The following is a 12,914-nucleotide window of genomic DNA, read 5'->3' as shown; positions in this document are numbered from 1 at the left end:
GACGGGAGCACCCTGATCCGGGACCCGCGGACCACTCCGCCCTGGCACGACATCAGCAGCGTTACCGGTTATCCCGGGAAGGTGACCGGCGTCTCCTTGTCCGTGATGGGAAACACCCTGCACGTCACCGTGGCGAACGCCAGCGGCAGCATCGCGCAGTCGCAATGCACCGTGACCCCGACTCCGGGTACGGGATCGAATCCCGCCTGGCCGGGCAACTGCACCGCGTTCACCAATTTCACCCCGCCGCTCAGGGTGAGGATGTGAGTTAGCCGAGAATTCTCGGAACGCGGAACGGCGCAATTCGTCCAGGTCTATCAGGCGCCATGAGGGACCTGGGCAACGAACGGCGGGTGATCGGATCTGTCAAGGTCTTGATCGCCCGCCGAGTTGGAGAGCGGACGCCGGGTGTGGCAGGCGCAGGTCCTGGTCGAACGTCACGCACTGGTCACCTGTGAAGAGTCGCCCGTGAAGAGTCACCCGTGACGAGGCGCAGGGGCGGCGGTCGCCCCTCGCGGACGTTCTCAGTCAGCGGCCTCGGGCCGGGAGCACGAACCGGAACCTCCGCCGGAGGTCCGCTCGGAGTCGACAAGGCGGGGAAGCCCGAGCGGGTTACCCTCGCGCAGCGCCTCCGGCAGCACGGCGTCGGGCGTGTTCTGGTACGCCACCGGCCGCAGGAACCGGCGGATCGCCGCCGGGCCCACGGAGGTGTGGGCGGGCGCACTCGTGGCGGGGTACGGGCCGCCGTGGTGCATGGCCTCGGTCACCGCGACCCCGGTCGGGTAGTCGTTCCAGACGATGCGCCCGGCCCGCTCGGCGGCGAGGGCCACCACCGGGTCGAGGGAGTCCCCCGGCTCGGCGTGGAGGGTGAACGTCAGGCTGCCCGGCAGGAGGTCCAGCATCGACAGGAGCTGAGCCCGCGAACCGTACCTGACCACGACGGAGGCGGGGCCGAAGTGCTCCTCGCGCAGGCGCGGCCGGGTGAGGAAGGCCTCGGCGTCCGCGAGGACCAGGGTGTTCTCCACCTCGACGTCCGACAGCCGGTCGCCCCCGGCCGCGAGACGGACTCCCGGTGTCGCGCACGCCTCCGCGAGCGCCGAGGTCAGCGCCCCGGCCATGCCCGCGCTCAGCATCGGCCCCCGCCCTCCGGCGGTCAGCTCGCGGCGCAGCCCGTCCACCAGCGCGTCGCCGTACTCGCCCTCGGGGACGAAGAGCAGGCCCGGGCTGGTGCAGAGCTGCCCGGTACGGGTCAGCAGCGACGCGGCCAGCTCGCTCGCGATCCGCGCGCCGCGCTCCCTCAGCGCGGAGTCGGAGATCACCACCGGGTTCACGCTGCCCATCTCGGCATAGACCGGGATCGGCTCCGGGCGCGCCGCCGCGAGGTCGTACAACGCCCGTCCGCCCACCGTCGACCCGGTGAAGCCGACGGCCCTGATCCCCGGCTCGGTGACCAGTTGCCGGGCGACCGTGTGAGAAGCCCCTTGGAGCAGGGCGAACGTGCCCTCGGGCGCCTCGACGTCGCGCAGGGCGGCGTCCACGGCCTCCGCGCACAGCGCCGAGGTGACCGGGTGCAGCGGGTGGCCCTTGACGACGACCGGGCACCCTGCGGCCAGGGCCGACGCCGTGTCGCCCCCCGCCACCCCGAAGGCGAGCGGGAAGTTACTGGCCCCGAACACCGCGACGGGGCCGAGCGGCACGTTCATCCGGCGCAGGTCGGGGCGGGGCGGGCGGGCGCCGGGGTCCGCGTGGTCGATCGTCGCCTCAAGCGGGCGGCCGGTGAGCACCAGGCGGGAGAACATGCGGAGCTGGCCGACCGTGCGGAGGGACTCGCCCTCCAGCGCGGGCACGGGCAGGCCCGTCTCCTGGCGGGCCGAGGCGACGATCTCCCCGCTCCGGTCCTCCAGCGCGGCGGCGACGGCGTCCAGCAGGGCCGCCAGCCGGGACGGCGGCCAGGTGCGCAGCTCCCGGTAGGCGTCGGTGGCCGCCGCCACGGCCGCCGTGACCTCGGCCGGGGTGGCCTCGTGGATCGAAGGACCATCCTGTCCCGTCAGCGGGGAGGTGGCCCGGAAGGACGTCGGCTCGGGGGCATGAGAGGGCATCGCTGCTTCCTTTGGGAGTTGCGATTCGGATGAGGCCACACGGGGACTTCAGGAACGCCCGACGACGGGCTCCACGAAGCGGCGGTGCTCGGGGGTCGGCGCCTGGAGGAAGTCGAGGTCGCAGCCTTCGGGCGCCTGGGTCACGTGGTCCTGGTAGAGGCGGGGCCAGCCGCGCAGGTGCGGCGTGCGGAACGGTTCGGCGAGCCTGCGGCGCTCATCCAGCTCCGCCTCGGGGACATCGAGGTGCAGCAGACCGGCCTCCACGTCGAGTTCGATCATGTCCCCGTCCTGGACCAGGCCGAGCGGGCCTCCGGCCGCCGCCTCGGGGGCCACGTGGAGCACGCAGGTCCCGAAGCTGGTCCCGCTCATGCGCCCGTCGCTGATGCGGACCATGTCTTCCACCCCGGCCGCCGCCAGGCGCGCGGGGATCGGGATCATCCCCCATTCCGGCATCCCGGGCACGGCCTTGGGGCCGCAACCGGTCAGCACGAGCACTGTGTCCGCGCTGAGCGGCAGGTCCGGATCGTCCAGGCGCCGCCGCAGGTCGTCCCATCCCCGGAAGACGACGGCGGGGCCACGGTGGCGGAACAGCGCGGGATTCGCGGCGGCGGTCTTCAGGACGGCCCCGTCGGGAGCCAGGCTCCCCCGGAGTACGGCGATGCCGCCGCGCTCCTGCACCGGTGAGTCCAGCGTACGGATCGCGCCGCGCGGGGAGCCCCCGGTGGCGGAGACGTACCCGCTCAGCGGGCCGCCGGTGACCGTCGCCGCCTGGAGGTCGAGATGGGCGGCGATCTCGGCGAGCAGGACGGGCAGCCCGCCCGCCCGGTCGAAGGCGTCCATCAGGTACCGCCCGGACGGCGACACGTCGGCGAGGACGGGCACCCGATGGCCCAGCTCCTGGAACCGTTCGAGGGGGATCCGCAGCCCCAGCCGGCCGGCGATGGCGCAGAGATGGATGACGGCGTTGGTGGACCCGCCGATCGCGGCGAGCACCGTGACGGCGTTGTCGAAGGCCGCCGAGGTCATGATCGCCGAGGGGCGGAGCCCCTCCTCCACCATGGCCACGACGCGGCGCCCGGCCTGCTCGGCCCCCACCCGGGCGCGCGGGTCGCCGGTGGGGATCGAGGACGTGCCCGGCAGGGACATGCCGAGCGACTCTGCGAGCAGGGCCATCGTCGAGGCCGTCCCCATCGTGTTGCAGGCGCCGGGACCGCAGCTCAGGCAGCGCTCGAACGCGGCCCAGTCCTCCGAGCTCATCCGCCCGTTGCGGTACTCCTCCCAGTGCCGCCAGAGGTCGGTTCCCGTGCCGACCGGCTTACCCCGGAAGACCGCCACCGGACGGGATCCGCCGGCGACCTGGATCGCCGGAAGGTCGGCGCTCGCTGCGGCCATGAGCTGCGCGGGGATCGTCTTGTCACAGTTGCCGAGCAGCACCACACCGTCGATGGGGTGCGCCCGCAGGGTCTCCTCGACGTCCATGGCCATGAGGTTGCGGTACAGCATGGCCGTGGGCTTCATGAGGTCCTCACCCAGGCTGATGGTGGGGAACTCCAGCGGGATTCCCCCCGCCGCGCGCACACCCTCCTTCACCGCCTCGGCGAGGTCGCGGAGCCCCTCGTTGCAGGGGTTGAGGTCGCTGACGGACTGCGCGATGCCGATGACCGGCCGGGGGTCGCCGGGCGAGACGGCGATCCCCAGCGAGCCGAGCGCGGCGCGGTGCTCGACGGCGACCTCGTCGTCGCCGCCGAACCACGCGGCGCTGCGCAACGGCGGCGTCATCGCCCGGACCACCGCCTCCGGTCGGCGGTCACGCTAGGCCGCCCTGCGGGGAAGGCCGAGCCCCGCCGCGTGCGGCTTGGACTGGACGGCCTCACTGCCGGAGCGGGCCAGCCATTCGAGGGCCACCGCCGCCCGGTGGACCTTGGCGCGGACGTTGCGCACGGCGACGTCGAGCAACTGCTCACCGCACGGGTAGACGTCCTTGGCGTTGCGCAGGCCGAACTTCGCGTACAGCGGTGCACCGATCGCGACGAGATCGGCGATCTCGTGGCCCCGGACGACGCCCCCGAGGGCGTCCGACGACTCCAGGTAGAGGTCGAGCGGGAGGTCGGTGACCGCCCGCATGTCGGCCAGGTCGGGGTAGGTCAGGTCCGAGGGGACGTTGACCGTGGAGGCCCCGAGGTCCGCGAGCACCCGCAGCGCCGCCGGGTTGGACGGCGCGAGGGAGACGCTGACCTTCCACACGCACTCATCCGGGAGGTCGCCGGCCCGCTGCAGGTCGCGGAGGGCGACGAGCAGCCCGATGTCGGCGATGAGGAAGCTCCGGATGCCCGCGTCGACGGCACGTACGACGTCCTCGACCCCGTACATGAGCTGGCGCACTCCGCGCAGCTGCCCGCCGCGTCCCGCGCCCTCGGGGGTGCGCGCGTTGGCCCCCACGTCGAACGACTCGCGCGGCCCGACGAACAGCGACACCTCGACGCCGTTCTCGGCGCCCAGCGCGGCCATGTCGCGCAGCTCGGAGGTGGTGAGCAGCATGGCGCCCGACCCCTGCGACACGCGGTTCACGACGACACCGTGCGTCGCGGCGGCGGACAGCACCGCCTCGAAGACCGACGGATTCTCCACGCTGGGGATCTCGATGCGGAAGCTCGCGCCGTCCGGAAAGCGCCCAGGGCTCGGAGGGACGTCGTGCCGATACGGCAGCCGGTAGGTCTGGTTCACTAGCGTTGGCATTTTTCTCCTCGATGAGAACGCCAAAGACGGGACGGTCGGTGAGGCGGCGGGCCTCACTCGCGGGCGGCGGCCACCAGGCCGGGCGGCGGCGTGTGGCCGGCCGGCGGGTAGCCGGCCCGGAAGCGCTTGAGGCGGTGCCACAGCGCCTCGTCCTCCTGCCGGCAGGCCCGCAGGGTGGCGTCGCCGTCGGCGAACTCCCAGTACGTGTGGATCAGCAGGTTCCCGCACACGTCGCAGTAGTCGACGGAGGTGTCCTGCCAGCTCTTGGTCAGATCCTGCCAGCTCATGCGGATGTCCCTTCACGGAGGCGGGCGGTGGCCGCGGGGTCGACGTCGCCGGCGGCGTCCAGGCGCACCTTGTACACCGACTCGGCCTCCTCGGGGCTCACGTAGCCCTCGCGGACGTCCTGCGCGACCAGTTGGGGAACGCGCTCGGCCGGGGGGCCGTACCCGGCGCCCGAGGGGGACGTCAGGCGCACCCGGTCGCCGCGGTGCAGGCGGACGTTGGTGAACTTCGTGGGGCTCACCAGCCCGAAGTGCTCCTGGAAGCTGACGAACTCCTCGCTTCCCGCCGGGCTGATGTCGATCCGGGTGCGGCTGCCGTCCGACCCGCCGAACAGGCCCCACGGCTCCTGGTGGGCCCGGTCGGACAGGGCGCTGACGGAGATGGTCTCCGCGGCGACCTCCAGCACCCGCACCACGCCCGCGCCGCCGCGCAGCCGTCCGGCCCCCACCTCGTCGCGTGCGAGGCGGTAGCTCTCGTGGATCCACGGCCACCGCAGCTCGAAGATCTCGACCGGGGTGTTGCGGCAGTTGGCGTGGGGAGGCATGGTCGCGTTGTTGCCGTCGGTGCTCATCCGGCCGCCCCAGCCGGTGGCCTCGAAGTGGTAGTGGGCGTAGTAGTCGCCCGACCTGGGGTCGATGCCGCCGAACAGGAAGTTCAGCGAGGTGTTGCCGCTGGACGCGGCGGCCCGCTCGGGGAGCAGCGGCCCGAGCACCTGGCCCATGATCATCTCCATGACCCGGGGCTGGTACTCGGTCTGGCCGCCGACGCAGGCGCCCGGGAGCTGGACGCAGCAGATGGTGCCGGGCTTGGTGACGATGCGCACCGGGCGGTTGAGGCCCGCGTTGACCGGCAGGTCCGTCCCGATCATGTACAGGAGCGCGTTCAGCGACGCGGACATGGTCACGACGTACGGCGCGTTGATGGGCCCGGTCGCCTGCGGGTCCGACCGGGAGTAGTCGAAGATGATCTCGTCGCCCTCCACGATCAGGCTCAGGCGGATCGCGTACGGGGTGGCGGTGATGCCGTCGTCGTCGAACCACTCCATCCCGTGGTAGACGCCGTCGGGCAGGGCCCGGATGTTCTCCCTCAGGGCGGCCTCGGTGTAGTCCTGGATGCCGCTGAACACGCGGGTCACCAGGTCGGTGCCGCGCTCCTCCATCAGCTGCTCCAGGCGGCGCCGGCCCACCTGGAGCGACCCGTACATCGCGTGCAGGTCGCCCCAGGAGTCGTTGGGCGTCCGGTGGTTGGCGAGCATGATCCGCCAGATGTCCCTGACGGGCTCGCCGCCCTTGTAGAACAGCACCGGGGGAAGGCGGAGCCCTTCCTGGTAGACGTCGGTGGCGGTGGCGGCGAAGGATCCGGGCGCCATGCCGCCGATCTCGGCCATGTGGGCGATGTTGCCGATGAAGGCGACGAGCTCCCCGTCCACGAACATCGGCATGACCATCATGTGCTCGGGCATGTGCGACCCGCCGCGGTAGGGGTCGTTGTGAATGTATACGTCGCCCTCGGCGAAGTTCTCCGCACCCACCTCCCGCACGATCCAGGTCGCCGCGTACAGCGACGCGCCGAGCATCGAGGGGTTCAGGCCCGCGTTGGCGACGAGGTTGCCCTCGCGGTCGAGGATGAGCGTGGAGAAGTCCAGGCCCTCCGAGAAGATCGGCGAGTAGGCGGTCCTCATCATGGACACGGCCATCTCGTCGCAGGTGTTGACCAACTGGCGGTGGACCAGGGTCAGGGTGATCTTGTCCACGTCCGTGCCCGTCCGTGTGCTCACGCGTCCGCTCCCGTGTCGAGGCTCTCGCCGAGGTCCTTGACGGCCTCGATGATCAGGCAGTACGTCCCGTCGACTTCCATGCGGTAGCCGGGAGGGACGAAGGTGGTGGAGTTGGGTTCCTCCACGATCGCCGGTCCGTTCAGCGCGTAGCCAGGCTGGAGCTCCTCGCGGTCGACGACCACGGTGTCCGCCCAGACGCCCTCGCCGACCTGCACCCTCCTGGTGGAGATCCGCGGGTTCGGGGTGGTTCGCGTGTAGGGGACGAACTTCACCTCTCCTCCCGCGAGCAGGGCGGTCGCGCCGACGTAGACGCTCTGCACGGCCTGCTCCGGCAGGTCGTACCCGTACACGCGGGCGTGCGAGGCGTGGAACATCTCCACCAGGCGCCGGTCCAGGTCCGGGTCGTCGGGAGAGGCCGTGAGCACCGACTCGTACGAGCGGTCGAGGTGGCCCCGGTAGGTCCTGATCTCCTGCTCGTAGTTCTGGCCGACGTACCGGCAGCTCACGTAGGTGGTGACGACGATGTCACCGGTCGCGTCGGCCCTGCGCTGCTCGGCCAGCTCCGCGTGCGCCTCGCGGGCGAGACGGGCGAGGATGCCGGCCAGGTCGGTCGCCTCCGGGGAGTCGAGCCGGCGGACGGCCGTCATCCTGCGGTCCACCCGCTGGTCGGAGATGATCGTCCCGAACGCCGACACCAGGCCGGGCGTCGGGGGCACGATGACCCGCCGCATCCGCATGTGCCGGGCGATGGCCGCCGCGTGGAGCGGGCCCGCGCCGCCGAAGGCGACCAGGTCGAACTCGCGGTAATCGTGGCCCCTGTCGACGGTGACCAGCCGCACGGCGCCGGCCATGTTCTCCACGGCCAGGGTGAGCACCGCCTCGGCGGCGGCGTCGACGCCCAGTTCGAGCGACTCGGCCAGCTCGCCGACGGCCGCCTCGGCGCTCTCGGCGTCCAGGGCGAGCTCCCCACCGAGGAAGTGGTCGGGATGCAGCCGCCCCATGACGAGGTTGGCGTCGGTCACGGTCGGCTGGGTGCCGCCCCGTCCGTAGCAGACCGGGCCGGGGTCGGCCCCGGCGCTCTCCGGCCCGACGTGCAGCAGCCCGTCGTTGCCCACGTACGCCAGCGAGCTGCCGCCCGCGCCGATCGTCGAGACGTCGATGATCGGAACGGCGATGGGCACGCCCCACTCCACCTCGAACAGTCCGGTGTACTGGAGCTGGCCGTCCACGACCACGCCGACGTCGGCGCTGGTGCCGCCCATGTCGAGGGTGACGGCCTTGTCGGAGCCGACCGCCCGCGCCCAGTAGCCGCCGCCCATCATGCCGCCGGCCAGCCCGGACAGGACCAGCTCGATGGGACGGTCGGCGGAGTGCTCCAGCGGCACCTGGCCGCCGTTGGACTTCATCAGCGCGTGCCAGCCGGACATGGCCCGCTCGCCCAGGCCGTTCGCGAGCGTGTGCGCGAACCGCTGGACGATGGGGCTCACGTAGGCGTCCATCGCGGTGGTGGCCGTGCGCTCGTACTCGCGCCACACGGGGGCGACCTCACCGGACAGCGAGACCGCCACCTGCGGGAAGGCCGCGCGCAGCTTCGCCGCCAGCGTGCGCTCGTGGTCGGGGTTGAGGTAGCTGTTGAGCAGGCTGACCGCGATGGCCGCGCCGTCGTGCTCGGCCAGCAGGCCGCCGACGGTCTCGATGACCCGGTCGACCTCCTCGTCCGCCAGCGTCAGGCGTACGGTCCCGTCGGCGAGCACCCTCTCCTTCACGCCGACCGTGGTCCGGCGGGGGGCGTAGGGCTCGGCCTTGACCCACTGGAGGTCGTACCGGCCGGGGCGGTCGATGCGCTGGATGTACAGCACGTCCTCGAACCCGGCCGTGGTCAGCAGGATGACCGGGGCGCCGCGGCGCATGATGACGGCGTTGGTGGCGATCGTGGTGCCGAGGACGAAGTCGTCGAGGTCGGCGGTCAGGTCGAGTCCGGTGCGCTCCAGCGCGGCGAACACCGCGTCCGAGGGGTTCCGGGGGGTGGAGCTGACCTTCCTCAGCAGCAACTGTCCCTGGTCGGACAGCGCGACGAGGTCGGTGAACGTCCCACCCGTGTCCATCCCGACGCGCCAGCGGGGCGAGGTCGTCACGATGATTCCTCCGTACTATCGGACGGGCCCGCGAGGGTCGCGAGACCGTTCACGGGCCGGTCCTGGGTCGTTTCGACGCCTTCGAGCAGCGCGAGGGCGTGCGCGAAGGCGTCGACGGTGTCGTAGTCGCCGACCGCCAGTTCCTGGACGATGCGGCCGCCTTCCAGGACCATCACCCGGTTGGCGACCTCGAAGACCTCGGGGGCCTCGGTGCAGAACACGACGACGGCGCGGCCGTCGGCGGCGAACTCGTTGAGCATGGTGTAGATCTCGGCCTTGCTGCCGATGTCCACCCCGCGGGTGGGCTCCTCGATGACGAGCACATCGGGCATGGTGGCCATGGCGGAGGCGATGGCGACCTTCTGCTGGTTGCCACCGCTGAGGGCCGACAGGTTCTGGGCGGGGCCCGAGGTGCGCACGGCGTACCGCTCGATCATCCGCTCCGAGCGCGACTGGATCTCCCGGCGGCGGAGGCGGGCGAACGGCCCGCAGATCTCGCGCCGTCCGAGCCGGAGGACCAGGTTGTCGCCCACGGACATGTGCTGGAAGAGCATCTCCTGGCGGTCCGCCGAGAGGTAGGAGGTCCTCTCCCGCAGGGCCTTGGCGCCCTGCGCGCCGTTCAGCCGCGCGTCGCCGGTCGCGGGACGGTGCCCGCCCAGGGACGCCACCAGCTCGCGCCCGCCCGAGCCCTCCACGCCGACGACCGCCAGCACGTCTCCCCGGCGAAGCTCCAGGTCGAGCGGGCGGAAGGATCCGGCCCCGTCGGTCCAGCCGGTGACGGCCAGCACCCGCGCGGCGGCGTCGCCGTCGGTGAGCCGGGAGGTCGCGCGGCGCTCCGTACGGAGCGTCTGGCCGGCGACGAGCTCGACGGCGATGGCCGGCTCGGTGAGCGCGTCCCCGGTCAGGGTCGCCGCCGGTACGCCGTCCCTGATCACCACCACGCGGTCGCAGTGCGCGACCATCTCCGACAGGCGGTGGGAGACGAAGACCACGATGTAACCCTGGTCGGCCAGCCCGTGCATGAAGGCGAAGAGCGCGTGGGACTCCTCGTCGGTCAGTGCGGAGTTCGGCTCGTCGAAGAGGAAGAACCGGGCCGACCTGACCAGGGCGCGGGCGATCTCCGTGCGCTGCCGCACAGCGAGGGTGCACCGTTCCAGCGGCTGGTCGGCGAGATGCGCCACTCCCAGCGATTCGAGGATGCGCCGCTGTTCCTCCCCCGCGACCGGCGCCCGCCACCAGGCACCTTCGTTGCCCACCAGGAGGTTCTCCTCCAGGGTGAGGTTGGTCCACACCTGGGGTTCCTGGTGGACGATGGCGATCGGGTCCGAGACGTCTCCCGGCTGCCACGGGCGCCCGTCGACGAGGATCTCGCCGGAGTCCATCGACTCCTCGCCGCAGAGGATCTTCGTCAGCGTGCTCTTGCCGGCGCCGTTGGGGCCCGCGATGCCGAGGATCTCGCCGCCGCGCAGGGTGAGGTCGACTCCGGCAAGCGCCTGGGTGCTTCCGAACCGCTTGCGCACCCCGCGGATCTCCATGGTGGTGGTCATGAGGTCGCCGTCGCCGTTCCCCGGCGGCGGTTGCCGAGATCGCTCGTCACCCGGTCGAGGATCACCGCGCCGATGGTCACGAACCCCACGAACAGCAGCTGGGCGAAGGCGCCGATGCCGAGCAGGGCGAGGCCGTTGGCCAGCACGGCGAGCAGCACCGCTCCGAGCAGGGTGCCCCAGATGGTCCCCCGGCCGCCCATGAGGCTCGCCCCGCCGATCACCACGGCGGCGATCACCTGGAGGTTGAGCTGGCCTGCCGAGTTCGGTCCGACCGAGCCGACGTAGGAGAAGTCGAGGATGCCCGCGACGGACGCCATGAGCGCGCTGACCATGAAGACCACCAGGCGGTAGCGCCTGATCGGCAGGCGCGCGATCGCCGCGGCCTTGGGGTTGCCCCCGATGGCCAGCAGGCGGAACCCGACGATGCTCCGGTGACGCAGGAACCAGAAGACCCCGAAGAAGAGCACCAGCCACAGCACCTGGATCGGGATGCCGAACGGGAGCTGCGTGCCGCCGAGGGCCTGGAAGATCGAGAGCTCCCCCGAGGGCGGCAGCGGGGTGTTGTACGCGGGGTTGAACGTGGAGGCGTTGCTGATCAGCAGCTCGGTGCCGGACGCGAGGCTGAGCAGCCCGAGCGTCGCGATGAACGAATGGATCTTGAGGTAGGCGGTCAGGAAGCCGCTCAGCGCGCCGGCGAACAGGCCGATGAGCAGCGCCGCCCCGAGGGCGGGGAGGAACGGAAGCGTGAAGGGAAGGCTTCCGCCGCCCAGCCACAGCACCGCCAGGGAGGTCGAGACCAGCCCGTAGATCGCGCCCACGGCGAGGTCGATCTCGCCGAGCAGGATGACGGAGAGCTGGGCGAAGGCGATGATGCCGAGCGAGGACATCGACCGGAGCAGGGTCAGCAGGTTGTCGCTGCTGAGGAACGTCGACCGCTGTGACTGGAAGAACAGGCCGATCAGGATGATCGCGAGCACCAGCCCCAGGGTCCGCAGTCGCTCCAGGGGCAGGGACACGCGCTGGAGGGGTGGGCTAACGGCGGTTGACATATGACACCTCCTGACACTCGATGCAGGTTGGGCGGTTCGTCGCGGCTGTTCCTGCGAGGCGCACGTCTACCGCGTCGTGGCGTCGGCGAGGCGCTTGCGTGCCTCGGCGGTGGTCATGAGCCCGGAGCCGCCGTCCTTGGTGATCACGATCGGCTGCAGGTACTGAAGGGGTTCCGAGGGGACCTTGCCGGTGGTCAGGTAGTCCACGCACGCGGAGACCGGCGCCTCGGCCTGGTTGTCGAAACCCTGGTCGATGGTGACCAGCGTGCGGCCGGCGTCGATCGAGTCGAGGATCGGGCCGCTGACGTTGAAGCCCGACGTCCACACCTTGCCGGTCAGGTTCTTGCTCTTGATGATGTCGCCGACCCCCTCGACGCCCTGGTCGGTGTGGAAGAAGAGGTTCACATCGTTGTGAGCGAGAAGGAACGGTCCCACGCTGTTGAGCACTTCCTGGGTGGTGAAGTTGTCACCGGTCGGGATGCCGCTCTTGGGGTCGTTGAAGAACTTGGCTGCGGGGAAGGCGGACTTGAACCCGGCGACGAAGCCGGTCATGCGGGCCTGCGCCCACGGCCCGGCAGGCTGCCCGCTTCCGAGGGCGACGGTGTCCAGGGTGAGGCCCTTGGCCTTGACGATGGCCGCGGTGGTCTTGCCGTTGATCTCCCCGGACTGCTGCTCGTTCAGCGCGTAGAAGGCGAACCGCTTGGAGTTGGGAACGTCGTTGTTCAGGGTGAAGACAGGTACGCCCGCCTTGACGTACTTGTCGATGATGCCCACGTACTGGTCGGGCAGGGGTGACTGAAGTCCCAGGCAGTCGACCTGGTTGCCGCTGAGCAGCGTCTCCAGCTCGGCGAGCTGCGCCGAGGTGTTGGTGGTGACCGGGCCGGTCAGCCGGCACGCGATCGCCAGCCTGGCCTGCTCCTTGTCGCAGCCGCGCTGCATGCCGATGCGCATCTGGGCGCCCTGGATCGGCAGCGCCGTGCCCTGGATGTCGATGATGACGTTCGCCTGCTCGCCGCTCTTGATCTTCTCGGCGATGCGCGGCGCGAGCTTGAACTCGCCCCACGAGAACGTGTGCGACATCGCCTGAGCAGGCACCTCGGTCCCCGTGGAGGTCGATGTCTTCGAGCTGCTCTGACAACCTGCGGTCGCGAGGACGGCCGCGAGACCGGCCACGCCTAGCGACCAGGAGCGATAGCGGAGCATACGTTCCACCCTAGATCTTGTTCGGTATCACCAAACGGGGTTATGTGATGCAAAACTATGGCATTGGGAAATTTAGGACGTCA

Annotated in this window: 10 protein-coding genes; 1 reads left to right on the top strand and 9 read right to left on the bottom strand. The window is 71.1% G+C overall.

Annotation, left to right across the window (positions count from 1 at the left end; all coding sequences use genetic code 11):
• The first annotated feature begins 96 nt into the window (after positions 1-96).
• The gene (locus OG589_RS42255) at positions 97-267 is read left to right on the top strand and encodes a hypothetical protein (protein ID WP_405144471.1); all 171 of its coding nucleotides are present in this window, start codon (positions 97-99) and stop codon (positions 265-267) included.
• A gap of 257 nt (positions 268-524) precedes the next feature.
• On the opposite strand, the gene OG589_RS42250 is transcribed toward OG589_RS42255, so the two are convergent.
• From OG589_RS42250 to OG589_RS42210, 9 genes are all read right to left on the bottom strand, one after another.
• A complete protein-coding gene (locus OG589_RS42250; RefSeq protein ID WP_405144470.1) occupies positions 525-2,099 on the bottom strand; it encodes an aldehyde dehydrogenase (NADP(+)) in 1,575 nt (524 codons plus the stop codon).
• Positions 2,100-2,147: 48 nt separating this feature from the next.
• On the bottom strand, positions 2,148-3,878 hold the full coding sequence (locus tag OG589_RS42245) for a dihydroxy-acid dehydratase (RefSeq protein ID WP_405144469.1): 1,731 nt from the start codon (positions 3,876-3,878) through the stop codon (positions 2,148-2,150).
• Positions 3,879-3,911: 33 nt separating this feature from the next.
• Complete coding sequence (locus tag OG589_RS42240; protein ID WP_405144467.1) at positions 3,912-4,835, bottom strand: hypothetical protein; 924 nt, start codon at positions 4,833-4,835, stop codon at positions 3,912-3,914.
• Positions 4,836-4,888: 53 nt separating this feature from the next.
• On the bottom strand, positions 4,889-5,122 hold the full coding sequence (locus tag OG589_RS42235) for a hypothetical protein (protein ID WP_405144465.1): 234 nt from the start codon (positions 5,120-5,122) through the stop codon (positions 4,889-4,891).
• A complete protein-coding gene (locus tag OG589_RS42230; protein ID WP_405144463.1) occupies positions 5,119-6,897 on the bottom strand; it encodes a hydantoinase B/oxoprolinase family protein in 1,779 nt (592 codons plus the stop codon). The genes OG589_RS42235 and OG589_RS42230 overlap by 4 nt, the downstream gene beginning before the upstream one ends.
• A complete protein-coding gene (locus OG589_RS42225; protein ID WP_405144461.1) occupies positions 6,894-9,032 on the bottom strand; it encodes a hydantoinase/oxoprolinase family protein in 2,139 nt (712 codons plus the stop codon). The genes OG589_RS42230 and OG589_RS42225 overlap by 4 nt, the downstream gene beginning before the upstream one ends.
• The gene (locus tag OG589_RS42220) at positions 9,029-10,579 is read right to left on the bottom strand and encodes a sugar ABC transporter ATP-binding protein (protein WP_405144459.1); all 1,551 of its coding nucleotides are present in this window, start codon (positions 10,577-10,579) and stop codon (positions 9,029-9,031) included. Before OG589_RS42220 ends, OG589_RS42225 begins: the two co-directional genes overlap by 4 nt.
• Entirely contained in the window at positions 10,576-11,628 is a 1,053-nt protein-coding gene (locus OG589_RS42215; RefSeq protein ID WP_405144457.1) for an ABC transporter permease, read from the bottom strand. Before OG589_RS42215 ends, OG589_RS42220 begins: the two co-directional genes overlap by 4 nt.
• 66 nt (positions 11,629-11,694) lie before the next feature.
• A complete protein-coding gene (locus OG589_RS42210; RefSeq protein WP_405144455.1) occupies positions 11,695-12,708 on the bottom strand; it encodes a sugar ABC transporter substrate-binding protein in 1,014 nt (337 codons plus the stop codon).
• Positions 12,709-12,914: the final 206 nt, after the last annotated feature.

The sequence above is a fragment of the Sphaerisporangium sp. NBC_01403 genome (assembly GCF_045040145.1).
Classification (GTDB): Bacteria; Actinomycetota; Actinomycetes; order Streptosporangiales; family Streptosporangiaceae; genus Sphaerisporangium; species Sphaerisporangium viridialbum.
This window is presented reverse-complemented; position numbering and strand designations above follow the sequence as displayed.